Origin of the sequence: Rhodococcus sp. IEGM 27 (assembly GCF_033142305.1) — a bacterium.
Classification (GTDB): Bacteria; Actinomycetota; Actinomycetes; order Mycobacteriales; family Mycobacteriaceae; genus Rhodococcus_F; species Rhodococcus_F oxybenzonivorans.
In genome coordinates, this window is record NZ_JAWLSG010000016.1 from 57,643 (window position 1) to 83,976 (window position 26,334).

At 66.0% G+C, this 26,334-nt stretch carries 24 protein-coding genes and 2 tRNA genes; 9 read left to right on the forward strand and 17 right to left on the reverse strand.

Going from position 1 to position 26,334, the window contains the following annotated elements; translation table 11 throughout:
- Positions 1–33: 33 nt before the first annotated feature.
- Positions 34–474, forward strand: coding sequence for a Fur family transcriptional regulator (locus R4P95_RS30760; protein WP_213576947.1), 441 nt, complete (start codon positions 34–36; stop codon positions 472–474).
- A 116-nt stretch (positions 475–590) separates the two neighbouring features.
- A complete protein-coding gene (locus R4P95_RS30765) occupies positions 591–1,460 on the forward strand; it encodes a class II glutamine amidotransferase (RefSeq protein ID WP_317747624.1) in 870 nt (289 codons plus the stop codon).
- A gap of 11 nt (positions 1,461–1,471) precedes the next feature.
- On the opposite strand, the gene R4P95_RS30770 is transcribed toward R4P95_RS30765, so the two are convergent.
- The gene (locus R4P95_RS30770) at positions 1,472–1,777 is read right to left on the reverse strand and encodes a hypothetical protein (RefSeq protein ID WP_109332254.1); all 306 of its coding nucleotides are present in this window, start codon (positions 1,775–1,777) and stop codon (positions 1,472–1,474) included.
- A 134-nt stretch (positions 1,778–1,911) separates the two neighbouring features.
- Positions 1,912–2,706, reverse strand: a complete 795-nt coding sequence (locus tag R4P95_RS30775; protein ID WP_317747623.1) for a hypothetical protein — start codon at positions 2,704–2,706, stop codon at positions 1,912–1,914.
- Between the two features lie 153 nt (positions 2,707–2,859).
- Between R4P95_RS30775 and R4P95_RS30780 the strand changes: the two genes are divergently transcribed.
- From R4P95_RS30780 to R4P95_RS30790, 3 genes are all read left to right on the forward strand, one after another.
- Entirely contained in the window at positions 2,860–3,297 is a 438-nt protein-coding gene (locus tag R4P95_RS30780; protein WP_317747622.1) for a hypothetical protein, read from the forward strand.
- 123 nt (positions 3,298–3,420) lie between these two features.
- The gene (locus R4P95_RS30785) at positions 3,421–3,792 is read left to right on the forward strand and encodes a hypothetical protein (protein WP_317747621.1); all 372 of its coding nucleotides are present in this window, start codon (positions 3,421–3,423) and stop codon (positions 3,790–3,792) included.
- Between the two features lie 245 nt (positions 3,793–4,037).
- A complete protein-coding gene (locus tag R4P95_RS30790) occupies positions 4,038–5,324 on the forward strand; it encodes a competence/damage-inducible protein A (protein WP_317747620.1) in 1,287 nt (428 codons plus the stop codon).
- 119 nt (positions 5,325–5,443) lie between these two features.
- On the opposite strand, the gene R4P95_RS30795 is transcribed toward R4P95_RS30790, so the two are convergent.
- From R4P95_RS30795 to R4P95_RS30820, 6 genes are all read right to left on the reverse strand, one after another.
- A tRNA-Leu gene (locus tag R4P95_RS30795) sits at positions 5,444–5,520 on the reverse strand.
- A gap of 50 nt (positions 5,521–5,570) precedes the next feature.
- Positions 5,571–6,515 (reverse strand): Ppx/GppA phosphatase family protein, encoded by a 945-nt coding sequence (locus tag R4P95_RS30800; protein ID WP_317747619.1) that lies wholly within the window; start codon positions 6,513–6,515, stop codon positions 5,571–5,573.
- Positions 6,512–7,066, reverse strand: a complete 555-nt coding sequence (locus R4P95_RS30805; RefSeq protein ID WP_213576940.1) for a DUF501 domain-containing protein — start codon at positions 7,064–7,066, stop codon at positions 6,512–6,514. Before R4P95_RS30805 ends, R4P95_RS30800 begins: the two co-directional genes overlap by 4 nt.
- Positions 7,063–7,788, reverse strand: coding sequence for an FtsB family cell division protein (locus R4P95_RS30810; protein WP_317747618.1), 726 nt, complete (start codon positions 7,786–7,788; stop codon positions 7,063–7,065). Before R4P95_RS30810 ends, R4P95_RS30805 begins: the two co-directional genes overlap by 4 nt.
- Before the next feature lie 33 nt (positions 7,789–7,821).
- A complete protein-coding gene (gene eno / locus R4P95_RS30815) occupies positions 7,822–9,108 on the reverse strand; it encodes a phosphopyruvate hydratase (protein WP_159925184.1) in 1,287 nt (428 codons plus the stop codon).
- Positions 9,109–9,293: 185 nt separating this feature from the next.
- Positions 9,294–10,067 (reverse strand): lytic transglycosylase domain-containing protein, encoded by a 774-nt coding sequence (locus tag R4P95_RS30820; RefSeq protein ID WP_397517779.1) that lies wholly within the window; start codon positions 10,065–10,067, stop codon positions 9,294–9,296.
- 193 nt (positions 10,068–10,260) lie between these two features.
- Here R4P95_RS30820 and R4P95_RS30825 point away from each other — a divergent pair, with 193 nt between their 5' ends.
- A complete protein-coding gene (locus tag R4P95_RS30825) occupies positions 10,261–11,346 on the forward strand; it encodes a hypothetical protein (RefSeq protein WP_317747617.1) in 1,086 nt (361 codons plus the stop codon).
- Here R4P95_RS30825 and R4P95_RS30830 read toward each other — a convergent pair.
- From R4P95_RS30830 to R4P95_RS30870, 9 genes are all read right to left on the reverse strand, one after another.
- Positions 11,252–12,118, reverse strand: coding sequence for a MazG family protein (locus R4P95_RS30830; RefSeq protein WP_317747616.1), 867 nt, complete (start codon positions 12,116–12,118; stop codon positions 11,252–11,254). The genes R4P95_RS30825 and R4P95_RS30830 overlap by 95 nt on opposite strands.
- 4 nt (positions 12,119–12,122) lie before the next feature.
- On the reverse strand, positions 12,123–15,773 hold the full coding sequence (mfd, locus tag R4P95_RS30835) for a transcription-repair coupling factor (RefSeq protein WP_317747615.1): 3,651 nt from the start codon (positions 15,771–15,773) through the stop codon (positions 12,123–12,125).
- A 145-nt stretch (positions 15,774–15,918) separates the two neighbouring features.
- Complete coding sequence (locus R4P95_RS30840; RefSeq protein ID WP_317747614.1) at positions 15,919–17,763, reverse strand: EAL domain-containing protein; 1,845 nt, start codon at positions 17,761–17,763, stop codon at positions 15,919–15,921.
- An 11-nt stretch (positions 17,764–17,774) separates the two neighbouring features.
- Positions 17,775–19,910 carry an Rv1355c family protein gene (locus R4P95_RS30845; RefSeq protein ID WP_317747613.1) on the reverse strand — a complete coding sequence of 712 codons (2,136 nt, stop codon included), beginning with the start codon at positions 19,908–19,910 and terminating at the stop codon, positions 17,775–17,777.
- Positions 19,907–20,677: a hypothetical protein gene (locus R4P95_RS30850; RefSeq protein ID WP_317747612.1), complete on the reverse strand. Its 771-nt coding sequence runs from the start codon at positions 20,675–20,677 to the stop codon at positions 19,907–19,909. The genes R4P95_RS30845 and R4P95_RS30850 overlap by 4 nt, the downstream gene beginning before the upstream one ends.
- A gap of 206 nt (positions 20,678–20,883) precedes the next feature.
- Positions 20,884–21,309 (reverse strand): hypothetical protein, encoded by a 426-nt coding sequence (locus tag R4P95_RS30855; RefSeq protein ID WP_317747611.1) that lies wholly within the window; start codon positions 21,307–21,309, stop codon positions 20,884–20,886.
- Positions 21,310–21,316: 7 nt separating this feature from the next.
- Positions 21,317–21,769: a GyrI-like domain-containing protein gene (locus R4P95_RS30860; RefSeq protein ID WP_109332285.1), complete on the reverse strand. Its 453-nt coding sequence runs from the start codon at positions 21,767–21,769 to the stop codon at positions 21,317–21,319.
- A 276-nt stretch (positions 21,770–22,045) separates the two neighbouring features.
- Entirely contained in the window at positions 22,046–22,687 is a 642-nt protein-coding gene (locus R4P95_RS30865) for a ScbR family autoregulator-binding transcription factor (RefSeq protein ID WP_317756824.1), read from the reverse strand.
- 114 nt (positions 22,688–22,801) lie between these two features.
- Positions 22,802–23,416 (reverse strand): TetR/AcrR family transcriptional regulator, encoded by a 615-nt coding sequence (locus R4P95_RS30870; protein ID WP_230990262.1) that lies wholly within the window; start codon positions 23,414–23,416, stop codon positions 22,802–22,804.
- Positions 23,417–23,654: 238 nt separating this feature from the next.
- Here R4P95_RS30870 and R4P95_RS30875 point away from each other — a divergent pair.
- The 3 genes from R4P95_RS30875 to R4P95_RS30885 all read left to right on the forward strand — a co-directional run.
- Positions 23,655–23,725, forward strand: a tRNA-Gln gene (locus R4P95_RS30875).
- 78 nt (positions 23,726–23,803) lie between these two features.
- Complete coding sequence (gene glmU / locus R4P95_RS30880) at positions 23,804–25,303, forward strand: bifunctional UDP-N-acetylglucosamine diphosphorylase/glucosamine-1-phosphate N-acetyltransferase GlmU (protein WP_317747609.1); 1,500 nt, start codon at positions 23,804–23,806, stop codon at positions 25,301–25,303.
- A partial coding sequence (locus tag R4P95_RS30885) for a ribose-phosphate diphosphokinase (RefSeq protein WP_317840522.1) occupies positions 25,300–26,334 on the forward strand: 1,035 nt, incomplete at its 3' end. The genes glmU and R4P95_RS30885, both read left to right, overlap by 4 nt.

Genomic DNA, 26,334 nt, shown 5'->3' on the forward strand with positions numbered 1-26,334 from the left:
GACTACGTCAAGAAACGGTGATGCAGTGTGATCGTGGACACACACACTCGGCTGGCCGGCCTGCTCCGCGGTGCTTCGCTGCGAGTCACGGCGCCCCGGGTAGCGGTCCTCACCGAGGTCCATCGGCAACCGCACTCGGACGCCGACACCATCGCGACCGGTGTGCGCAACCAGCTCGGCTCGGTGTCGACCCAGGCTGTCTACGACGTTTTGCGAGCCCTCACCGAAGCCGGGCTGATCCGTCGTATCGAACCGCCCGGATCCCCGGCTCGCTACGAGACCAGAGTCGGTGACAACCACCACCACGTCGTGTGCCGAAAGTGCGGTTCGATACGCGACATCGACTGTTCCGTAGGCGAAGCACCCTGCCTGACACCCGATTCCACCCACGGTTTCGTCATCGACGAAGCCGAGGTTCTCTATTGGGGCACCTGCCCCGACTGCCACGCGCACGCGTCGGCCACCAGCGGGTAACGAATTCGGGGAAGCAAGCAGCGCCGATCCAGCGCGGTACCGGCCTTTCGCCACGACGGCACCGCCGGACGACCTATCGTGGAACGGTTGATGCTGCCTGCCGAAAGGTTGCTCGCATGTGCCGGTTGTTCGGGTTGTCCGCTGCTCCACATCGTGTCCGTGCGTCGTTCTGGTTGCTCGATGCGCCGGACAGCCTGACGCAGCAGAGTCACCGGGAACCGGACGGCACCGGGCTGGGGACGTTCGCCGAAGACGGCACTCCGGTGGTGGAGAAGCAGCCGCTGGCCGCCTACGAGGACACCGAGTTCGCACAGGAAGTGAAGCATCGGTATTCGAGTACGTTCGTCGCGCACATACGATTCGCCACCACGGGCGAACTGTTACCGGCGAACACACACCCGTTCACGCTGCGCGGCCGGATCTTCGCGCACAACGGCGTGATCGGGAACTTGGCGGCTCTCGACACCGAATTGGGCTCCGACCTGGACCTCGTCGAGGGTGACACCGATTCGGAGCGCTTCTTCGCCCTCGTGACCCGGCACATCGACCGGAACGGTGGCGACGTCACGGCCGGGATCAGCACAGCGGCGCAGTGGGTGGCGGACAATCTGCCCGTCTACGCCCTCAACCTGGTGCTCACAACCCCAGAGGAACTGTGGGCGCTGCGCTTTCCGGACACGCACGACCTCCTGGTTCTCGAGCGGCGACCCGGCGGCCCGAGCGGAAGCAGGCATCTGCAACACACCAGCAGCTCAGGCCGAGTCCGGGCCCGGTCCGAGCACCTCGCTCAGCATCCCGCGGTGATCGTCGCGAGCGAACAGATGGACGAGGACCCGGGATGGACCCCGCTACGGCCGGGCGAGCTGCTGCACGTCGACCGGAACCTCACAGTCAGCCGCGAGGTGGTCCTCGACCGACCACCCCGCGACCTCATTCATCTCGACGACCTCGACAGCCGGGCAGCCGCCGCGCAGCACGAAAACTAGCGAGCAAGCACCTACTGTGCGGAGAGACCCGGCTGGGTGTCGATCCGGCTGGGTCCGCCGTTGAAGGTGCCCGCCTTTCCGAAGGACCATTCGCCGTCCTTGCCACAGACCAACACCCCGTTGCGGTCACCCGGGTTCGCGTAACCGATAACGGTGGTGTTGCCGTTGGCGTCGTCCTGCACGATGGGGCACCCCTTTCCGGGGCCGTTGTTGGGGTCGACGGGGACGGCATTCGCCGTGGTTGCCGCACCCAGAGCGCCGAGGATCGGCAGGGCTGCGAAGGCGAGAGCGGCAATGGTTCGGCGGGTGTTGATCATTCGGTCTCCAGAAGATGTCGGGTAGGTGTCTTGCTGACAGGTACTACTGTGCCGATTGCCGCGCACTGTTTTAAGCACCCCCAGGGGTGGGATCCGCTCACCTACCGCGCTTGCCGCACACGCCTTCAGCGCACCTACTCGGCCCAGTACTCCAGCATCGGTTCGCTTGCGAGTTGGTTCGACCCCTCGGTGATGACGAGAGCCTCCGGAGACAGCGAATACTGCACACCCGCATTGGTGGCCGCGAAACCGGTGTTGGTGCGCACGGGATCGTCGATCTCGACGGATGCCCCGTCACTCAGTCGCACACCCTTGTAGTAGAGCCGGCCCACGCCGGTCTCACAAATGACGACAAGCGACTGTGTGGTGCGGCCGAGCGCCACCGCCGGGTTCGACGAGTTGCAGCGCGCACCCGACACCCCCACGAATCCCTGACCGTCCGTCCCCGACGACTGTGGCGGCGGCGCACCGGTTCCGGCCGGATTCGCGCTCGGAGTGAGGCGCACATTCTGAACGGTGACCGCCACGTCACCAGGAAGAATCGTCAGGTAGCCGTCGCCCTGCACGATGCCATTGGCGAGGATGCACTCGAAGTCGCCTGTCAGGCACGACAACCGTTCCCAGTACCCGTGCGAAGCAGTCGGACTGACGACGTACTCGCCGGGCTGAATGTCGGCACCGACCTTGAAGGTCCCATTGTCGGGTAGCGATTTCGGCGTCGGCGGGAGGGCCGCAGCCGGGGGCGGCTGCACCGGGGCGGGCTGCACCGGGGCGGCGACGGAGGAGCTCGGAGGTGGCACCGCGGTTGTGGCCGCGGGAATCGCGCGGGGATCGTTTTGACCACTGCAGCCGACGAGACAGAGCAACAGGACAGGCACCACGATCGACAGCGTCTTCACCAGGTCACCCTCAGCAGTATCGGGTTCCACGCACGAACGGCGCAGCTACTCGATTGGTCGGTCAACCTCCGCGGAACGTTACGTGCCGTTGTTCGTACATCCAGCGAAGCCGAATTCGAGATGACATACTCCCGGTGGTTCTCGTCTCGTCCCGGTCACCGAGTTCTCCGGAAGGACACACCGATGAACGTTCCTCTTGCCGCCCGATCCGTAGGAATCGCCGCCGCCGTCACCGCGCTGAGCCTTTTTGCGGCACCGACCGCGTCCGCGGAACCCGACGACGTCACCGTCGACATCGTGGGAGAAGACAATGCGGTGGTGATGGGAGTGCGGTACGACGCCCCCGGGGCCGTCGTCTGCATCATGGCCGTCGTACCGGAAGACGGCACCGTTGCTGTGGCGACCGTCGGCCCCACCATCGTGATGGACGGAGACGACGTCGACCTGAAGGCCGCCGTCGAGCCCGGCGACTACACGGTGCAGTGGAGTTGCTCGAGCGTGCCGGCGTTCGAGCAGTGGGGTACCACTCCCCCGATGACCACCGGCACCGCGACGCCCGTCGCCGTCACCGTGACCGGAACGCCGGGGTCCGGCGGCTCCGGGAACCCGTTCGGAAGCTGACATGCGATCAACAAACCGCTGGTGAGCGGGCTGAGCCAGATATTTCCCGGGCGGGGCGTAACGAAATAGGTGTGAACGCGGATTCTCTCTATGGAATCCCGCAACGGACAGGAACCCACCGCCATGTCGACCGTCACTCATATCGATACCGCCCGCGCCCGCCGCTCCCGCAAGGTTCTCTTCATCGGGAACCCCACCGGATACAACGAGGTGTCGCAGTGGGCGATGGTCAAGCAGTCGCTGGTGGCGGACGGATTCGAGCCGGTCCGGACCATCGACGGCCCCATCCTCTGCGCGATCGTCACCGACGACGTACTCGACGCCGCCGGCTCACCGCACGACGCACGGACCATCGAGCACGCCCGCGAGCAGGGTGTGGAGTGCATCAGCGTGACCGACACCACCCGAATCTGGCAGGCCACCGCCCGCGTCCGCGCCCGCATCGCCCAGAACTCCCCCGCCGCACGGGTCAGCCCGCACCACCAAGGGGCCTGACGGTCCACCGAGAGACCTGGCCGTCTACTGTGCCCCCAGTCGTACTCGAACCGACACTGTGCGGATCAAGTCCCCGGAAGTGGATCCGCGTGAACTCCAGTGGACTCGATATCTGTTTATTCGCAACGTATTTCGCACATGCTCGTCCGCGCCGATCCATCTCCGTTTGTACCGACTTCTAACACCTCGCGCAACAAACTATGCGGCCGTCCGCGGCGATTGTCGGTCGCAAGTATGGTCGAGAAATGACTGTGCGAGCGGGTGTGGTGGTCACGGGTACAGAAGTCCTGGCCGGTCGAGTCACCGACAAGAACGGCCCGTGGGTGGCCCAGCGACTACTCGAAATGGGAGTGGACGTCGCACACATCACGGTCTGCGGTGACCGGCCCGATGACCTGACCGCACAACTACAATTTCTCGCGGATCAGCACGTCGACTTGATCGTCACGACCGGGGGATTGGGTCCGACCGCCGACGATCTCACCGTGGCGACCGTTGCCGCTCTGTACGGCCGCGAATTACACCTCGACGAGGAACTCGAGCAACGCATCCACGCAATCGTGCAGCGATGGCGAAGCCGATTGAGTGCTGCAACCGACTCCGAGCCACTACGGGCAGGTATCCGCAAGCAGGCAATGGTTCCGCAGGGCGCGCATTCCATTCCTCCGACCGGAACCGCCCCCGGTGTCGCGATACCTGCCAACGACTCGAAGAAACTGCCCGCTGTCCTGATACTGCCCGGCCCGCCTCGTGAACTGCAGACGATGTGGCCGGAGGCACTCGATAGCGCGCCGATCGTCGAGGTCTTGACCCGGCGCGCGCAGATCCGTCAAAACACCATCCGCGCGTACGGTCTGTCCGAACCCGACCTCGCCGCGACACTGCGGACCGCAGAGCGCCAGATCACGGGATTCGACGATCTCGAGATCACCACCTGCCTGCGGCTCGGAGAGCTCGAAATGGTGACCCGCTACGCAGAGTCGGCGGCAACCGCATACACGGAACTCGCAGGTCTTATCGACGAACATCACGGCTCACAGGTCTTCTCGATTGACGGGTCCACCATCGACGACATCGTGGCGAACCGGTTGGCCGGCCATCAAATCGCCACGGCAGAATCGTGCACGGGTGGCATGATCGCCGCCCGTCTCACCGATCGCGAAGGCTCGTCGGCCTACGTCATCGGCGCGGTGGTGTCCTACGCGAACGAGGTCAAGTCGGACCTCCTGGACGTTTCCGCCGAGATCATCGAAGAACACGGCGCCGTGAGCGAGCGGGTGGCGGCCATGATGGCAGAAGGCGTGCTGAGCAGACTGGGCGTCGACATCGCGGTATCTACCAGTGGCATCGCAGGACCAGGGGGTGGCACCGACCTCAAACCGGTCGGCACTGTCTGCTTCGCGATCGCCTCCACGGAGCGACCGACCGTCACCCGTACACTCCGGCTCCCCGGCGACCGCGCAAGCGTACGTGCGCTTTCCACCACCGCGGCCATGCACATGCTCGCCGACGCATTGGGGCCTGCCCGATAATCGAAATCGCTCACGCGAGGTGATCAAACAGTAGTCATTTGAGATGTGGCATTCCGTGACACCGAAGTCGGTGTTCGAACAGCTCCATACACAACGTATACCTCTGACCAGCGCTTACATGGTGCCCCCAGTCGGACTCGAACCGACACTGTGCGGATTTTAAGTCCGCTGCCTCTGCCAATTGGGCTATAGGGGCTGCTGGCCGCCGAGGTGGTGCCTCGGCGACGTTGCGCAGATCAGATTAGCTCAGCCGATGGACATTGCGATTCCGTCGAGGATGTCGTGCTCGCTGACCACGAGTTCGTCGATGCCGGCTTTGCGTTCCAGCGCCTCGGCGAGTGCGAGGGTGACGATCGCGCCGCCGCCGATGACGTCGACCCGGCCTGGGTGCATCGGCCCGAGTGCGGCCCGCTCGTCGTGTGTCATGGCGATCAGCGACTCGCAGACTTCACGCAGCCGGGATAGCGGGACGCGGGAGAGGTGGACCTGCTCGGCGTCGTACTCGGGCAGTTTCTTCGCCAGCGCGGCGATGGTGGTCATCGTCCCGGCGACGCCCACCCAGGTCCGGGCCTGCTCGACGGGCACACGGGCGAATGCTTCGTCGAGGCGCTCCTTCGCGAAGCTACGTGCCGCGTCGACCTGCTCGGCGGTGGGCGGGTCGTCGTGCAGACACCTCTCGGTGATCCGCACACAGCCGATGTCGGTGGAGAACGCCGCGTGGACGCCGGACTCGTCACCGAGCACCACCTCGGTGGAACCGCCCCCGAGATCGACCACCACGAAGGGCCCCTGCGCCGCGTCGAGCTCGCCCACAGCACCGTTGAACGACAACCGCGCTTCCTCGTCCCCGGTGATCACCTCGGCTCCGGCGCCCGCTATCACCGACCCCAGCACGTCCCTGGTCATCGAGAAGAAGTCTTCTCGATTGGATGCGTCCCTGGTGGCGGACGTGGCGACCATCCGGACGGCTGTCGCGCCGGCGTCGCTGATCAGGCTTGCGTACTCACTGAGTGCGATTCGCGTGCGCTCGATGGCCTCGGGTGCGAGTCGACCGGTGGCGTCGACACCCTGCCCGAGCCGGACGACGCGCATCTCGCGGCACACGTCTTGCAGTGCGCCGTCGGTGTCGATGTCGGCGATGAGTAGACGAATCGAATTGGTTCCGCAGTCGACGGCCGCTACCCGCGTCACTGTTCTGCACTATCGAGGTCGTCAATACCCGGCCAGTCCGCAGGAATGGCCGTGCCTCTCAGCTTTCCGCCGGCCGCCGACGCGGCGAGGGCGACCGATTCGTCGCCGAGCGGATTGACCCCCGGACCCTTTGCGAGCGAATGGGCCATCAGCACGTGCAGGCACTTGACGCGGTCGGGCATACCACCGCCGGTGAAGTCGGTTCCCAGCGATTCGATCGCGTCACGCTCCGCCAGATACGACTCGTGCGCCCGCCGATAGGCGGCCGCCAGCTCGGGATCGGAAGCGAGGCGCTCCGTCATCTCCCGCATCACGCCAGCCGACTCCTGTCGGCTCGCCTCCGCGGTCAGCCGCGGATCGGTGAGGTAGTACAGCGTCGGGAACGGGGTGCCGTCGGGAAGCTTCGGCGCCGTCTTCACGACACCGGGGCGGCCGTCGGGGCTGCGGTATGCGATGTCGAGCACTCCACGCGGTTCGCGCCCGAGCTGGGCGGCAACGGCGTCGAGGTCTTCCTGCGACACGGGGTGGGACGGGTCGGACGAAGTGGTCACCCGGTGGGTTCTCCTGGTTCTAGCGGTGCGGGCGGCGGGGGCACGGGGGCCGGGGCCGGCGTGGGCTGTACCTCGGGTGCTACCGGCGGTTCTGACACTGTTTTCCACAGGTCGGAGTACCAGGGACCCGCCATCTCGGCGTCCTTCTCTTCCCGTTTCTCCGGTTCCTTGTAGTCGCCGGGAAGCTGCACCTGGTACGGCGTGTCGCCGGGCCGGACCCAGCGGAGCCGGCCGCGTGCCTGCGCCTCGATGTAGGCGGGGTCGGAATAGCGTTCCTCGAGAATACGCAGTTCGGCGAGCTCCTCCTCTAGCTGAACCTGTTCTGCCGCAACCCGGTCGGCCTCACCTCGCTGGGTGAGGTATGTCCGCAGCGGAACCGCGAGGGTAAGCGCGAGAAGGAGCACTACGACGACGAGGATCAGGGCGCGGCCGGTCGACAATCCGAGAATCGTGTGTTCGGAGCGGGGGATTCGGGCTGCTTCGCCGGTGGCGCCGATCCGGCGGGGACGGGCACGACCGGGCAGCACTTTCCCGGTGTCGGCACCGTCGGGAGCTGCAGGCTTGCCTTCTACGGAACCCGGCGGAGTCGACTTGGTGGTGCGGGGTCGCCGTGCACCACCGGGGACCCCGTCGGTCCGGGTTTGCCGCGACCGTTCACCACGCCCGGCGGCCCGGCCGCCCGGACTTGCTCCGGACGACCGCGGCCTACCGCGTTGTGCCACTACCCAGATACCCCTTTACTCGACAGCCGAGAATCAGCCCTCGTAGGCGAACCGCGGGAAAGCGACCTCGCCGGCGTAACGCGCGGCGTCGCCCAGGTTCTCCTCGATGCGCAAGAGCTGGTTGTACTTGGCGACGCGCTCGCTGCGGGCGGGGGCGCCGGTCTTGATCTGACCGCTGCCGACGGCGACGGCGAGGTCGGCGATGGTGGTGTCCTCGGTCTCACCGGACCGGTGGCTCATCATCGTCTTGTAGCCGTTGCGGTGCGCGAGGTCGACGGCGTCGAGCGTTTCAGTGAGCGTGCCGATCTGGTTCACCTTCACCAACAGCGCGTTGGCGGCACCCTTGACGATGCCCTCTTCGAGCCGCTCGGGGTTGGTGACGAACAGGTCGTCGCCGACGAGCTGAACCTTGTTACCGATCTGATCGGTCAGGGCGACCCAGCCGTCCCAGTCGTCCTCGCTCAGCGGATCCTCGATCGAGACGAGCGGGTACGCGTCGATCAGCTCCGCGTAGAAGTCCGCCATCTCCGCCGCGGTGCGGTTACTGCCCTCGAACTTGTAGCCGGCGCCCTCGGTGTAGAACTCGGTGGCGGCGACGTCGAGCGCGAGTGCCACATCGGTGCCCAGGACCAGGCCGGTCTTGCCGATCGCGACGCTGATCAGATCGAGCGCCTCCTTGGTACCTGCGACGTCGGGGGCGAAGCCACCTTCGTCACCGAGACCGGTGGCCAGACCCTTCTCCTTCAGCACCGCCTTGAGCGCGTGGTAGACCTCGGCGCCCCAGCGCAGCGACTCCTTGAAGGTGGCGGCACCGATCGGCGCGACCATGAATTCCTGGACATCGACGCCCGTGTCGGCGTGTGCGCCGCCGTTGAGAATGTTCATCATCGGGACGGGCAGCACGTGGGCGTTGGGGCCGCCGACATAGCGGAAGAGGTCGAGACCCGACGAGTCGGCGGCCGCGCGGGCCACGGCCAGCGAGGCACCGAGGAGCGCGTTGGCGCCGAGGCGGGACTTGTCCGGGGTGCCGTCGGCGTCGAGCAGGGCCTGATCGACCGTGCGCTGCTCGGTGGCATCGATCCCGATGATGGCCGGGGCGATCTCGCTGAGGACCGCCTCGACGGCCTTCTCGACACCCTTGCCGTTGTAGCGGTCGCCGCCGTCGCGCAGCTCGACGGCCTCGTGCTCACCGGTGGATGCACCCGACGGGACCGCGGCGCGAGCGAAACTTCCGTCGTCGAGCAGCACCTCGACCTCCACCGTGGGATTGCCACGGGAATCGAGGATTTCACGGGCTCCGACCTGCTCAATGATGGACACTTACAGACTCTCCTTCTATGGGCTTCGCACTGTGCACCGACGGTCCGATGGTGCCAGGACACCAGATCGTGCCAGCACACAGCGTAACGGCACAGCGTAGGGGGCGCGGGATGGCGCGCCTCGGTCACCGTGATCCGCCGGCGTGCCGCTCGAATTTCCACCTGATGGACCGGCCGGTAACGAGGTTACGGACGGACTCCCACCGAGTACGCCGACGCCCGGTCACGCACGAGGGTGAGGTACTCGCCGGACAGGTTGTACGCCATCAGCGCCGACTGCCACCCTTCCGGTTCGGTGAGGTCACCGCCGCGGGCGCACAGGTAGCGGGCTGCCGTCAGGGCCGCGTCGTCGATGTTGTCGGCATCGGCCACACCGTCACCGTTGGCGTCGACGCCCCATCTCTTCCACGTTTCCGGAATGAACTGGAGCGGACCCATAGCCCGGTCGTGCACGGGGTCGCCATCCCATTCGCCACGGTCGGTGTCGGGAATCTCCGCCACACCTGGGCCTCCGTCGAGGGGAATGCCGCGGATTTCCGGGGTCACCCGCCCGGTCGGAGCGACGGAGGAACCCTGATGGGTGCCGTGCCTGCTTTCGACGCTCGCAATTCCGGCGAGAGTGGTCCACCCGATCCCGCATTCGGGAGCGGTGGCGGCGAGAACGGCCGCGGCGTAGCCGTACGCCTCGAGTGCGGTTGTGCCTATACCCACGGCGTCCGTCAACTCTGCCGACCAACCGCGCAGCTGGTCGGCACTACGTCCCGGTGCCTCGATGTCGATCGGCGGAGTGGGCGCACCGGGACCGGGCGGGATGCCCTCCGGTATCGCGACACGCGGCTCCTGCTCACGCGAGCAGGCACCGTAGGCAACCGTCACGACCACCAGCGCCGCGAGAAAGGCGATCAGGGTGCGGGGCCATCGAGAACGACTTTTCGGCGGGACGGGATAGCGGGTCACCATTCCATCATCCACATGGCGAAGCGGTAGTCCGAGAATTCCGCGCGTGCTGGGAGCACAATCCGCGCCGCTTGTGTAGGCGTCGCACCACTCCGCGCGGGCGCGACGCGCACACTGGGTCCGCGGATGTCGGGAGTTATCCACAACCCGCCACCCGCACCTTCCGACCTCCCCTGAATACGGGCACTCTGACTGCATGGATTCGGAACCGGCGGGACTCGTCCGACGCTGCACGGCACTCGATCACGGCTATACCGACGGTGAGCTCCACCGATCCCGCAGGCGCGGTGACCTACTCACAGTGCGCCGAGGCGCGTACCTGCGCCGCGACGACGACGCCCGACTCGACACCGTCGGTCGACATCGCGTTCTCGCGCACGCCACAGCGTTGGCATCGCATTCCGACGCCGCGGTGAGTCATGTGTCTGCCCTCGCACTCCACGGAATCGACTTGTGGAACGTTCCCCTCGCTCTGGTTCACATGACCGCCAACCGCACGCAGGGTGGCAAGAAGAGTCGCCGACGCCACCTGCACGCCACGCCGTTCTTGCCCGACGAGGTCATCATGATCGACGGCATACTCGTCACGACGGTGCCGCGTTCTCTCGTCGATTTCGCTCGCACCGTTCCGTTCGAGCAAGCAGTCGTGGCAGGTGATCATGCACTTCGCCTCGGCCTGACGGACCACGACGAACTCGCCGACGCCGTCGCCCGCGCGCACCATCGCACCGGCGCAAAGCGTGCCGAGCGGGCAGTCGCGTTCATGAACGGCCTCAGCGACAGCGTCGGTGAATCACGCAGCCGCGTGCTCTTTCATCGCGAAGAGCTGCCGGCACCCGAACTGCAACAGGTGGTGCCGGGCCTCGACGGCCGTCCGGTCGGCCGGGTGGACTTCTTGTGGCGGGAGTACGGAGTCGTCGGTGAATTCGATGGGATGGAGAAGTACTCGCTGCACCCGACACGCTCGGTGTCGGAGTCGGTGCGGCTGGAGAAGCTTCGCGAGGACGACCTCCGGGCGACCGGGGTCGCCGTCGCCCGCTGGACGTGGAAACACCTGGACGACCCTGCGACCGTTGTGGCCCGGGTTCGCCGGGCGTGCGAACTCGGCTGCCGATCCGCGCCGCTGTCGTTCGCTCGCAGACCCTCTCGCCGGTGCGGCGCAGGCGCTAGGTCCGCGGATCCGGGAATCAGGCCGGCCAGTGGGCGGCCCAGTCCCCCGGCTGGAGTACCTGGGTGCCTTCGGCGCGGGCAGCTTTTTCGGCGGCGCGGATGCGCGCGATGAACTCGTCCGTCACCGCGCGCAGCGTCGTCTCCGCGTCCGCCTGGGCGTGGAGTGCGGCCTCGAGTTCGGCGGGTGTCAACTCCGTCGGCAACCCCGCCTTCGCGGCTTTGGCCATCACTTTTGCCGCAAGGGACGCGGCGGGCTGGCTGAGCGCGATGCCGTCGAGGCACGATTCGCGGGCTTTTTCTGCCGCCTTCCGGATCTCCCATGCACGTTCCTGCTCCGCGATGTCGACGGGGCCGACGACGTCTTCGCTGAGATGGGGACTGCGGTGGACGAGTTTGGCGACGAGAGTGGCTGCCACGTCGTCGACGTCGAAGTTCCCCGACGCCGACGCGATCCGCGCATGGAACAGCACCTGCAGCAGTAGGTCGCCCAGTTCTTCGCGCAGCTCACCGGTATCGGAAGACTCGATTGCGTCGAGCACCTCGTAGGTCTCCTCCACGAGATAGTGCGCGAGGCTGCGATGGGTTTGCGTCACTTCCCAGCCTCCGTAACCCCACAGCCGGTCCATCACCTCGGCGGCCTCGACCAGGTTGTCTCCCAATAGTTTCGGCGCCGAGATGACGCGGTCTCCCCCTGCCACGCGGGCGCGGACGGCGGGGTGCTCCCGATCGGTGGTGACCAAGATATCCGACTTCGGCACGACAGTGAGGAACTGCCGGACGCCGTCGGGGACCTCGTCGGTGACCTGCACGCCGTCGCCGATCACCCCGAGGGCTTCCATCGGGATCGTTGTCGGCCGAAGGGGGTCGAGCAGGATCACCGTCATAGGGTCAGGCCTCCATCACCACGGAACCGGCAGCCTTGCCGTCGAGCGCGACGATGAAGTCGGCGATGTACTGCAGCAGCTCCACGTCGCGTACGCGGTCGGCGCCGATACCTCCCGAGCCGGCCCGCGGCAGAGGCAGCTGGACCATTCCGGTGGTGGCCCGGTACTGGGCGCTCGGGTAAATCCGCTTGAGGCGCAACTGCTTCGAGTCGGGCAGCAGCATGGGTGCGATCTTCAGCTGGGTGCCGGCCACCGCGACCTCCTCGAGACCGTATTCGCGGCACAGCAGGCGCAGCTTGGCCACGGAGACCAGCCGGCGTACCTCTTCGGGCATCGGACCGTACCGGTCGACGAGCTCGTCCACGACTGCGGTGATACCGGCATGGTCCGTCGCTGCGGCGAGCTTGCGGTAACCCTCGAGGCGGAGGCGGTCACTGGTGACGTAGTCGGGGGGAATGTGCGCGTCGACGGGAAGGTCGATCCGGACCTCCTTGGGCGCGTCCTCCGTGGTGACGGGTCTTCCGTCCGCTGCTGCACGGAAGGCCTCGACGGCTTCACCGACCAGGCGCACGTACAAGTCGAAGCCGACACCCGCGACGTGACCCGATTGTTCGGCGCCCAGCACGTTTCCCGCACCGCGGATCTCGAGGTCTTTCATCGCCACTGCCATACCGGCGCCGAGGTCCGAGTTCTGCGAGATGGTAGCGAGCCGGTCGTAGGCCGTTTCGGTGAGCGGCTTCTCGGGCGGATACAGGAAGTACGCGTATCCACGTTCGCGACTGCGTCCGACACGCCCGCGTAGCTGGTGCAGCTGGGAGAGCCCCAGGGAGTCGGCGCGTTCGACGATGAGCGTGTTGGCGTTGGAGATGTCGAGGCCCGTCTCGATGATCGTGGTACACACCAGGACGTCGTAGTCACGTTCCCAGAAGCCCTGCACGGTCCGCTCGAGTGTGTCCTCGTTCATCTGACCGTGCGCCACCGCCACCCGTGCTTCCGGCACCAGTTCGCGGATACGCTGCGCCGCCTTGTCGATGGAGCTCACCCGGTTGTGGACGTAGAAGACCTGACCGTCGCGGAGCAGTTCCCGTCGGATTGCCGCGGCGACCTGCTTGTCGGCGTACGCACCGACGTAGGTGAGGATCGGGTGCCGTTCCTCCGGTGGCGTCAGAATCGTCGACATCTCGCGGATGCCGGCCATACTCATTTCGAGGGTTCGCGGAATCGGTGTGGCAGACATGGTGAGCACGTCGACGTGCGTACGCAGCGCCTTGATGTGCTCCTTGTGTTCGACACCGAAGCGCTGCTCCTCGTCGACGATCACGAGGCCGAGGTCTTTCCACCGGATTCCGGTCTGCAGCAGCCGGTGTGTTCCGACCACCACGTCGATTTCGCCGTCCGCCATCCCTGCGATGATCTCCTTGGAGTCGCCGGGGTCGGTGAATCGGGACAGACCGCGCACCTTCACCGGGAATGCTGCCATCCGCTCGGTGAACGTCTGCAAATGTTGTTGCGCAAGAAGCGTGGTGGGCACCAGCACTGCCACCTGCTTGCCGTCCTGCACCGCCTTGAAGGCAGCACGTACCGCGATCTCGGTCTTGCCGTATCCGACGTCACCGATGACGACGCGGTCCATCGGGACCGCCTTCTCCATGTCGGCCTTGACCTCGCTGATCACCGTCAGCTGATCGACCGTCTCGGTGAACGCGAACGCGTCCTCCATCTCCTTCTGCCACGGTGTGTCCGGCCCGAAAGCGTGGCCGGGCGCGGCCTGACGCGCCGCATAGAGCTGGACGAGTTCGCCGGCGATCTCGCGAACTGCCTTGCGCGCCTTGCGTTTGGTGTTTGCCCAGTCGGAGCCGCCGAGCTTGCTCAGGGCCGGAAGCTCACCGCCGACGTAACGGGAGAGCTGATCGAGGGATTCCATGGGGACGAACAGGCGGTCACCGGGATGACCACGCTTGCTCGCGGCGTACTCGATCACGAGGTACTCACGTCGCGCGCCGCCGATGGTGCGCTCGACCATCTCGACGAATCGTCCGATGCCGTGCTGGTCGTGCACCACCATGTCGCCCGCTGTCAGTGCGAGCGGATCCACCTGATTGCGGCGCTTGGCGGGCAGTCTCTTGCCGTCGCCGACGGCGGCAACCCGGTTACCGGTGAGGTCGGACTCGGTGACGATGACCAGTCCTGGTGTCGAATCGTCACCCGGCAGCACGAGCCCCTCGTGCAGCGCCCCACGGAGCACCGCCACCTGCCCGCGCGGCGGCTCCCCGCCCGCCGTGAGTTCGGCAGCGGGGACTTCCGCCTCGTGCAACCGCTCGAGAACCCTGTGTGCGGTGCCTGCACCGGGTACGACGACGACGGCGCGACCACCAGTGCTCACGTGGGCACGCAGGGACACGAACAACTCGGCCAGCAGGTCGTCGGATCCGCGCACCTGGGGCGCCGCGGTGACCGCCAGTTCGAGTTCTTCACCGTTGCCCGACGCGAGGGGGCTCAGAGTCCACCAGGGGCGGCCACTGGCCTCCGCCGAGTCCCGGACCTGGCGCAGCGAACGATAGGCGGAGGCACCGAGGTCGATACCGCCCCCTTTCAACGCCGACGCGTCGAGCGGTGCGTCAGCGCCGATCGAGGCGGCCGTCCACGAGGCCTCCAGGAACTCCTGACCGGTGCGCACGAGATCGGTGGCACGGGTCCTGACCTTCTCGGGATCGCACAGCAGGATGTGGGCGTCGTCCGGCAGCACATCGGTGAGGAGCTGCAGTTGGCCCGGCCGCAGCACCGGCAGCAGCGCCTCCATGCCTTCCACCGGAATGCCCGCCGACATCTTGTCGAGCATCTCCACGAGAGCGGCGTCGGCTTGATTGTCGGCCGCGAGTTGCGCCGCACGATCACGCACGTCCTGGGTGAGGATGAGCTCCCGACACGGCGGCGCTATCACCGCGTCGAGTTCGACTTCGGGAAGTGACCGCTGGTCCGCCACCGAGAAGGCGCGGAGCTCGGTGACCTCGTCGCCCCAGAACTCGATGCGGACGGGGTGGTCCGCGGTGGGCGAGAACAGGTCGAGGATGCCACCGCGGACGGCGAACTCCCCGCGCTTGCCGACCATGTCGACGCGGGTGTACGCCATTTCGACCAGCCGCTGGACGAGTCCGTCGAAATCGTGCTCGACGCCCACCCGCAGGGTGATCGGTTCGATCTCGCCGAGGCCGGGTGCCATGGGCTGCACGAGGGAGCGCACCGTGGTGACGATCACCCGCAACGGCGCACCGTACGAGACGTCGTCCGGGCGGGCCAGCCGGCGGAGAACCTCGATGCGCTTGCCGACGGTGTCGGCACTCGGTGACAGCCGCTCGTGCGGCAGGGTCTCCCACGACGGGAACTGGGCGACGGCGTCGCCGATCATCTCCTGAAGCTCGGCGGTGAGGTCGTCGGCCTCGCGGCCGGTGGCGGTGACCAGCAACAAGTGGGTGCGCTCGGCGAGCGCCGCGGCCACGAACGGGCGGACGGGCCCGGGAGCGACGATGTCGAGATGACTGCGTCCGAGTACCTCGGCCACTTGCGCGATGACGCCGTCGGCCAGAGCGATCCGTGCCAGGCCGGCGAGCGGAGTTCTAGCGGACGAGGGCTCGGCGGCGATGAGCGGGGAAGACAACGACAACTCCTGAGCAGTGATGACGAACTGCCGGCGAACAGCTCGGGCCGAGGCGCTCGGCCAGTTGCGGACTGAGCCAGCCTAGTCGATCCCGGCGACATGCGGATTCTTGTCTGCCTGCTGGCCGGGCAAACAGAAACGGACGTCAGATCGCGACGTCGATACTGCCCTTGACCAGCAGTGCACCGATCGCCGCCCCGGACACCGGGCGGCTGAACAAGAACCCCTGACCTCGGTGGCAGCCCAGGTCGATGAGCGCTCGGGCCGCCTCGGCGTTCTCGACCCCCTCCGCCACCAGCCCGAGACCGAACGACTCGGCCAGCCCGACGATCGACTTCACGATCGCCCGGTCCTCCGGGTTCTTGTCCAGATTCATGACGAAACCCCGGTCGATCTTGAGCGTCCCCACGGGGAGCGCCTTGAGGTGACTCAGCGAACTGAAGCCCGTACCGAAGTCGTCGATCGCCACCTCGACGTGCAGTTCGTGCAGACCGTCGAGGGCCTCCCGGGTCCGGGTGAGGTCACTCAGCACCGCATTCTCGGTAATCTCCAGACACAGGGCACCCTGTCGCAGATCGAACTCCTTCAGCGCACTCGCAACCACGTCGAGAAAGTCCAGCCCGGCCAGCTGTCCGGGCGAGACATTGACGCGAAGGGTGAGATCCAGGCCTGGTGCCTGGCTACTCCACCGTGACCACTGCGCACACGCGGTTCTGATGACCCAGCGACCGAGTTCCCCGGCCAGGTTGGTCGCCTCGGCGACGTCGATGAACGACACCGGCTGCAGCAAGCCCAGGAACGGATGATGCCAGCGCACCAACGCCTCCACCCCGATGATGCGACCGGTGCGCAGGTCGACCTCCGGCTGATACTCGAGGAACAGCGACCCGTCGGCGATGGCGCCGCGCAAGCTCAACTCAATCACGTTGCGCTTTTCGCTCTCCGCCTGCATCTCCTCGGTGAACACGCTGATCGCGTTGCCGCCCTTGGTCTTCGCGGCCATGACCGCCTGGTCGCCCCGGCTGAGCAATGCGCCCGTCGTCACCTTGCCCGGATACCCGACCGCGACACCGATACTGACGCTGCGACTGACCACCTCGCGCCCGAGTCGCACCCGCTCGGTCACCACGTCACGGATGTGCTGTGCCCGCAGTTCCGCTTCCGCGAGGTCGACGGACCCGCCGAGGACGAGGACGAATTCATCACCCCCGAGGCGTGCGACGAGGTCGTCCGGTGCGCAGCTCGCGCGAAGCCGATCCGCGATCGTGGAGATGAATCCGTCACCTGCCCCGTGGCCGAAGAAGTCGTTGAGCGGCTTCAACCGGTCGAGGTCGAGGAACAGGATGGCCACCGGGCCCGGATCCGCAGAACTCAACCGCGCGTCGAGATGGCTGTAGAGGGCGCGCCTGTTACTGAGCCCGGTGAGGGAGTCGTGATCGGCCGAGTACCGCAGCTGTTCCTCGACGGCGACACGCGCCTGTACCTGTGCGAGCAGAGCGGCGATAGCCTTGAGGACATCGACCTCCGCGGGCGTCCAGTCGCGATCGCCGAACTTGATGAACCCGAGCGTGCCCGTCGTCGTCTCCCCCGACAGCAACGGAACGGCCGCGAGCGACACCTCGGGTATTCCGGACGCCTCCCGAACACGATCGTTGTAGTCGCGCCCGGACACCTCCGGACGTGTGATGACCACTTCCTTCTGATGCTCGGTCAGCGCGAACATCGGATCCGCGTCCTTGAAGTACACCACCCCGATCGGGTCCGGTTCGGGGATGTGCGGGCGCGGGGGGTATTCGGCCACCAGTACTGTCGCCGCGAGTTCGTGGTCGTTGAAGCGAAGGAAACAGGTATCCACCTCGAAGTGCTCGACCAGGTCCTGGAGGACCAGCTTGGCGACGGGCACGAAGGACACCGCATCCACGGGCGTGAGCCGTGACGCGACGGTCGTCACGAGGGTGTCGAGCTTCTCGGCGTGCTTCTCGGTAGGCACTGCGCCTCCTGTCACGACGTCGTCCGCCGTCCTGTCCGGTCCCGTCGACGCGCACTGCGCACCGAAGGCGCTGGGGCATGACTCAATCTCAGCACCATGATCAGCGACTCCTTCTCTCCCACTCCGACCAGGTCGACGAATTCACGTCGAAGACCCTCCAGCGCCCCGGCATAGCGCGGCGACAATTGCTCGAACTCCGCCCGCTCCACACCATAGAGAAACACCGGTGAGATGGGTTGCACTGCGAGCCCGTGCTGCTGTGCCGTGATCCACACACTCTCGGTGGCCTGTCCCCCGCGCACGTAATCTGCCGCACCTCGGCCGCATACCGAGAGCACCGCGATCGCCGAACTGGACGACACCCGGTCGCGAGTGGAATTGCCGAGCGCCCGGCCCCCGTCCTGCCCGCCCACGTGTGCCATCACGTCGGGTCGACGGAGCAACTCCAGCGTCGACAATTCCGCGGAGTCGAGCTCGAGGGCGCGGACATCGATTCCCACGTCGACCGGATCGGCGGGTGGCCAGCGCAATTCGTCGATCATTTCCCGGTGCAAGGTCGGAGTCAGGAACCGGATGCGGTCGGACTCCGCCAAAATCTCACCGATCGACGTCACGGTTGCTCGCTCGGTGACCAGGCGCAGCCGTCCCGCTTCTTTCTCGGCGTCCTCCACCAGGCGAGCGGCGAGTGCACTGTCGAGGCCGGCGGGCACGCCCATATTCCGGTTGCTCGTGCGCTCACGCATGTGCACGTACCGACGAGCAAGGTCGGGGTCGTGGCCGTCGGCGAACGTCATCGTGGCAACCGGTCGACCCGGGTCGGTACCGCTGTGAAGCCGCACGTCGCCGAGGATCCCGGACGCCGCCGCAGCGATTCGGGCGTTGTGCAGTGCTGCTCCGATAGCCACCAGACTCCCGCGGTAGCCGACGTCCATCTCGGTAGTGTGCTCTCGAGCCAGGAAGAAGCTGAGCGCTTCGTCGTCCGCGACGATCTTCCACGGTTGAACGTTGCCCCCGGACGGTGCGAGGGCCGCGGACTCGAGCACTGCGTCCACCGCGTCGAGGGGCGCAGTGCTCCCGGCTTCCGCAGATTCCGCCGCCGCGAACACCGGCTCGGAGGTCGCCGGCTCGGACAGGGTGTCGAGGTGCTCGTCGAGGTCCATGCGGCACCGCCCCGACGCGAGGGGCTGTCCGAGCCCGATCCGCCGTACCGCCGCGGCCACCTGGGCGCCACCGAGCAGCACGTCACTGCCCAGCTGAGGCCAGGTGGAGATGGTTTCGTCCACCTCCACCAGCGAGGCCGCCATCGCCGTCGACAGCTGACCGGCATCGAGAATGCGCAATACCAGGGGGATCTTCTCGCGGGCCCCCAGACCGGACAGCGACTCGACGTCGACGTCCCCGAGCACCCCGTGGAAGAGCGGACGCTCCGGTTCGAGGTCGAAACGTTCGACATCGACCAGCCCTCTGTCACTGGTGGCCATCAGAACGGGGAGCCGCCTGCGACGCGCCTCCTGCCGCAGCGACAGCTTGACGTCGAGGGAATCGCACTCGTCGATCACGACGTCGGTGCCGTCCAGGAACGCCGCCACCGTGTCGGTGCTCACGCCGTCTTCCCACAGAGACACATCCATGTACGGGTCGATCTCGGCGAGCCGACGGGCGGCCACCACCGCCTTGTTCACGCCGAGGTCGAGCACCGTTCCGGGGACCCTGTTCAGGTTCGACAGTTCCATGGTGTCGAAGTCCGCGAGCCGCAGAGCACCACATGCGCCTTCCAGGGTGAGAGCGAGCGACACCGCGTGCCCGACACTGAGGCCGACGATCCCCACGGTCACGCCCCGTAACCGGTCCTGCTGCTCCGCCGTGATCTTGTTCCGGTTCCTGTCCAGGCGCAGCAACCGAAACGAGGCCGGACCGAGGAGACGTACCACCGTTCTGCGCCACGAATAGTAGGCCCAGACGGGACGCTCCTCCGTCACCTCCGGCCCGGGGGCCGGGACGAGGCTGCGAAGATTCGCCCGCTGCAGTTCCAGCCGATCGACGAACAGCACGGCCGGATCCTGCCGGAGAAGTTCCAGCAGTTCCGCATCGTCGGGAACCGCCTCGTCGAGGACGAGTGCGGCATAGTCACCGCGAAAATCGTTCACGACACGCTCCGCATCGGCCGGACGACGCTTCCGATGGTCTCCGGCGCCGTCGAAGGCGCCGGTCGGGACGTCGTGAGGAGTAGTTGGGCCAACTGCAAGGATTCGGCGTGGCCCCGGCGCCTCCTCCGATCCCACCACATCAGCCGCGTCTCGTAGCGGTCATCCGGATACGGCACCGGCGCAATATGGTCTGCCACCACACCGCCCGAGGAAGCCCACGTCGCCAGCACGTGGGTGCCAGCCGTCGCGAGCATGAACTGCACGTCGAGAAGGTCCATCGAATACGTCGCGAAACGGCCGAGCGCCACACCCAGTTCTCCCCGGTGAGACGCATTCTCCGACACCCAGGCGCCCTTCGCCTCGACGACCCCGAACGGTAACCGATCCTCGATCATCCGGCGAACCTCCGAGGCACCGGGATGACCCGCCCATTCCGTTATTGCGTGTGCCTCACCTGCGGCGACGTAGGGTCCTTGTGCCCGCACCCCCGCGGCCACGGAACCGTCCGCATCCAGCGCGACGAAAAACACCGCGGTGGTGTCACCGTGTCGAATCCGGCTGTACTCGAGTGCTTTCTCGGCACCGTACCTCCGATAGCCATCCTTCGCTCCCTCGAGATATGCTTCCCAGAGTTGCGGCTCCGCCGACGGCGTGGCTGCAACGAAACGGCACTGAGATCGTGCATCCCAGACGCTCCGAGTTCGGTCCAGCGGTGTGTCGGTCGAGCGAAGTTCGTAGGGCGATTTCGACAATTGCTTCACAGGCATTGGTGTGTCCCATCGTGAGTCGGTGCAGCAGTTCCGAGGGACTCACGGGTTACGAGAGACCCCAAGAACTGGACACACGATCACCGGTCACAGTCCCGCAGTTAGCTATTTTCCGCGCTCACCAGCCATTTGTCACCTACGATGCCACAAAGCAGACCTGAAACAAACTGCAGGTCCGTCTTTTCCGGCATTAAACGACTCTGGGATTACGCCAGCGAAATGAACAACTCCACGCTGCTCGGAGAACGGAGAGACTCAACCTCTTCCGTGAAGGCGCGTTCGATGCGCCCTTCCTTCTCGGCTATTTCAGCCTGAAGCCACACATCCTCGATCGGATCGGACGACCGGCCGTCCGGCAGGAACTTGGCAAAGTATCCGGCCGGCACACGGACCAGCACGTCGCCGATCGCGAGGTCATCCAGTCCAGCACACCGGTATCCGACGACCGCGCTCCACCCGAGGTCGGGAACGGCCACATAGACGGTGGTCAGATCGTCGATTCCGCGCTGATGGATGCGCTCCCGGGTGAACTTCATCAGGTCGGCGGCATGCACCGTCGAGCCCAATTCCCTACGCGGAAGCACCAACCCACCGAAGTCGGCTGCCTCACGCTTGACGATCTCGAAAGTCATTGCGGCCCTACCTTGTAGCGGGTGGCACAATGGCCACGTACAGATCGATTCCGAAGGCGTGCGGGTAGAACTCGAAATCGCCCGTGAAGGACCGTTCGATCTGTTTCAACTCTTCCGCTTCACGAATCTGCCCCCACAGCGCGTCGAACAAGTCGGGAAAGGTTCCCACCGACGAGAACTTGGCATACGTGCCCGCGGGCAGCCGGGACACGATGTGTCCCCGCTTCACCTCGTCGAGCGAGGAGCATTGGTACCCGACGATCTGGGTGTAATACGAATTGATGTCGGCTGCGTGGTCGACGTAGGCGGAGGCAAGCGGGCGGTCCACGTTCTGCGCGAGCAGCGTGGACCACGTCTTCTCGAGCGCTGGATCACGCGCCTCCCCGAGTGCACGTTTCGGACTACGCACGGCCAATCCGGCAACTAGCGTTTCTTCACGTTCGACGATGACGAACGGCATCGGGCACCCTCCGGCATCATCGGCGCACTGGGCTTACAACGACACTATCGCTTTTCGCTCCACCTGCATTCAGGCGAACGGACCTCAACCATACATTGCCGGGCCGGGAGCGGTGATTCATTGGTTCCGAAATCGCCTGAGCCCCCGACCGCGGGTCCACTGCACTGTAGTGGCGCCTTTTCCTACCAGAGGAGGATGTGACACACATAACACTCTTGGGATACTTCGGCATTGGCGGAACCACTCCCCTGTCCCGGTCAACTCCCCCTGCCCCTGTCAACGAAGTAGTCGACGCGACGCGAACTGGCGGAAGTACACGAGCTTGGACGGCTCCACGAGACCGGGAAGAATGAAGTACCAGACGCGCTCCATGCGACGCGGAAGCTCGTCGAACGCGTTGGTCGCAGTGGCAACAACATGGGTGCCCAACAGCGAGCCGCGCAGAAACGTCGCGAGCGTCTCGGGAGGGACGTCCTCTTCCGTGCGAATGTCACCCTCGTCGACGGCCCTGCCGACGAGCCGCTCGAAAGCCTGCTGCCACGCGGTCACCACATTGCCGTCGGTGCCCTGGTAGTCGCCGATTTCGTGCTGAAGTCGCAGCATCGCCGCCACGATCGGATCAGAACTGGCCGCCTCGATCGCGACGTAGGAGAGTGCGACGAGCGCCTCCAGCGCGGGCGTGGGCCCGTCGCTCACGGAAGTGACTCCTGCAGTGAGCCGGACCTGACCTTCGTCGATCACGCCCCGAGCGAGGTCTTCCTTGGAACTGAAGTGAAAGTACAGGGCACCCTTGGTGACACCGGACTGCTCGATGATCTCGTTGAGACCCGCATTCGCATACCCGAGGCGCACGAACACGTCGGCCGCGGCCATCAGGACTGATGCCCGAGTGACCTCTGCACGAACCTGTCTCGCCATCGATTGCCTCCCCGACCAACCCCTCTGAGGGGGCACACAACTGCTGCGAACCCTAACACTCGCCACGCTCGAGGCTGACGGTGTTGGACCACGCGTCGGGAAATGAGAACCCGTTCACCCGACAGGAGGCTGTGGCCTGTCCGATCCGAGCTGCGGGTCTGCTTCCAGGTTGGTCAACCCATTCCAGCAGAGGTTGACCAGATGTGCGGCCACCACCTCTTTGGACGGCGTGCGCTCGTCTAGCCACCAGGTCGCCGTGGTCGACACCATGCCGACCAACGCCTGCGCGTAGAGCAGGGCGAGGTCCGGATCGAATCCCCGCCGCGAGAAGTCACCGGCGAGAATGTGCCCCACCTGACCGATGGCCTCGTTCAGAAGACTCGAATATGTGCCGTCCGGCGCAGCCATCGGCGAGTCACGCACCAGAATCCGGAAGCCGTCGGTGTGCTCCTCGACGTAGGTGAGCAGGGCGAGCGCCACCCGCTCGACCCGTACGCGGGAGCGGTTCTGCTTCAACGAGGACGTGATCATGTCGAGCAACCGCGACATCTCCCGGTCCACGACCACCGCGTAGAGGCCTTCCTTGCCACCGAAATGTTCGTACACGACCGGCTTGGAGACGTGCGCGCGCTGCGCGATCTCCTCGATCGAGGTGGCCTCGTAACCCCGCTCGGCAAAGAGGGCGCGTGCGATCTCGATCAGTTGCTCGCGGCGTTGAGTGCCGGTCATCCGGGTGCGCGCCACCCGCGCCGGGGTCGCATCCACTTCGGTGGGTCGGGGCACCGAGGCACCATCCTTTCCTCACACGCGCGACGGAACAAGTGCCGCGGGCAGCACAGAACGCTGCAGGTAGCACCCACTCTATCGGGACCCCCGAAACAAATTTCCGGAGCGGTTCGACCTACGGCGGGTCGGCATGCGAGGATTCTCTCGCGCAAACGGGCGTGACACCCCGCGAGTGCGGCAATCCGCCGTAGTGTAATGGCAGCACCTCTGATTTTGGTTCAGATAGTTCAGGTTCGAGTCCTGGCGGCGGAGCGAAGCCTGAAGCGCAGTGCGCTGTCCGGGCCGGGCTGCCCAGAGAGCAGCAAGAGTGGAACGACCAGAGGGAGCTTCATGCCAGTGCAGACCGCCGTGGTCGTCCTCGCCGCCGGTGCAGGAACCCGGATGCGGTCGAAAATCCCCAAGGTGCTGCACACCCTGGGGGGACGCACGATGCTGGCTCACTCCCTCCACGCGGCCGCCGAAGTCGACCCCACGCATCTCGTCACCGTGGTCGGTCACGATCGGGAGCGTGTCGCCGCCGCGGTCACCACCCTGGAAGCCTCGCTCGGCCGCGCGATCGCCGTCGCCGTCCAGGAAGAGCAGAACGGGACCGGGCACGCCGTCGACTGCGGCCTGTCTGCGCTACCCGCCGACTTTCAGGGGACCGTGCTGGTCACCGCCGCCGACGTACCACTGCTGGACGGCGACACCTTGCGGGCGCTTCTCGAGCGCCATCGCGGCGGGACGGCACCCACGGCCGTGACCGTGCTGACCTTCACCGCTCCCGAACCCACCGGATACGGGCGAATCGTCCGGCGGCCCGACGGCGAGATCACCCACATCGTCGAGCAGGCGGACGCCACCGCGGAGCAGGCAGCGATCACCGAGGTCAACTCCGGCGTCTACGCCTTCGACGCCGAATTCCTGCGCACAGCCCTCGGTCGGCTGAACGCGGACAACGCGCAGGGCGAGCTGTACCTGACCGATGTCGTGAAGATTGCCCGCGAGGCCGGTAAGCCAGTGGTTGCCGCCCACCTGACGGATGCCGCGAAAGTAGGCGGCGCCAACGACCGCGTGCAACTGTCGCAGCTCGCCGCCGAACTGAATCGGCGCACCGTGGAGAGGTGGATGCGCGGCGGAGTCACCGTCATCGATCCGGCCAGCACCTGGATCGACGTAGACGTCACACTCGGGCGCGACGTCACCCTTCACCCCGGAGTCCAGCTGCACGGCACCACCACGGTGGGTGAAGATGCGGTGATCGGCCCCGACACCACGCTCACCGACGTGTCCGTCGGCGAGGGAGCGAGCGTCATACGCACCCATGGCGCCGAGGCACACATTGGTGCCCGCGCCACCGTCGGCCCCTTCTCCTACTTGCGCCCGGGCACCGTACTCGGCGAGTCCGGCAAACTCGGCGCCTTCGTCGAGACGAAGAACGCCGAGATCGGAGCGCATTCCAAAGTTCCTCACCTGACGTACGTCGGGGATGCCACGATCGGCGAGCACAGCAACATCGGAGCGTCCAGTGTGTTCGTCAATTACGACGGCGTCGCCAAGAGCCGTACCGTGGTGGGGTCGCATGTCCGGACGGGATCGGACACCATGTTCGTCGCTCCGGTACAGGTCGGTGACGGTGCCTACACCGGAGCCGGCACCGTGCTGCGGTACGACGTACCCCCGGGGGCGCTCGCCGTCTCCGGTGGGAAGCAGCGCAATATTGACGGCTGGGTGCAACGCAACCGGCCAGGTACCGCCGCCGCCGAGGCGGCGTCTGCCGCGGAACATCCTCACAGTTCCGACCTGCACGAAACCGACAAGCAAGATTTAAAGGATGGCATAGAGCAGTGACCGCGAATTGGATCGACAACCAGAAGAACCTCATGCTTTTTTCTGGTCGCGCGCATCCGGAGCTGGCCGAGCAGGTGGCGAAGGAGCTCGATGTGCGGGTCACTCCGCAGACTGCTCGTGACTTCGCGAACGGTGAGATCTTCGTCCGCTTCGAAGAGTCGGTGCGCGGCTCCGACGCCTTCGTGCTGCAGAGCCACCCGGCCCCGCTGAACACCTGGGTGATGGAACAGCTGATCATGATCGATGCGCTCAAGCGTGGATCGGCCAAGCGCATCACCGCGGTGCTGCCCTTCTACCCGTACGCGCGCCAGGACAAGAAGCACCGCGGACGTGAGCCCATCTCCGCTCGCCTCGTCGCAGACCTGCTCAAGACGGCGGGCGCCGACCGGATCATCACAGTCGACCTGCACACCGATCAGATCCAGGGCTTCTTCGACGGACCCGTCGATCACATGCATGCGCAGGGACAGCTGGCCGAGTACATCCGCGGCAACTACGGCACCGAGAACATCGCCGTCGTCTCCCCCGACTCCGGTCGCGTCCGTGTCGCCGAGAAGTGGGCCGACACCCTCGGCGGCGCCCCGCTGGCGTTCATCCACAAGACCCGCGACCCGCTGGTGCCCAACCAGGTGAAGTCGAACCGTGTGGTCGGTGAGGTCGAAGGCCACACCTGCATCCTCATCGACGACATGATCGACACCGGCGGAACCATCGCCGGCGCCGTGAAGATCCTGAAGGAGGCCGGTGCCGGAGATGTGATCATCGCCGCCACCCACGGTGTGCTCTCCGACCCCGCCGCCGAGCGTCTCGCAGCGTGTGGCGCCAAGGAAGTCATCGTCACCAACACCCTCCCGATCGACGAGTCGAAGAAGTTCGCGCAGCTGACGGTGCTGTCGATCGCTCCGCTCCTCGCGCGCACCATCAAGGAAGTATTCGAGAACGGCTCGGTGACCTCCCTGTTCAACGGCAACGCCTATGCGCTCCACGCCTGTGAGTGGTTGACGAGTACCCGGACGCGTCAACCACAAACA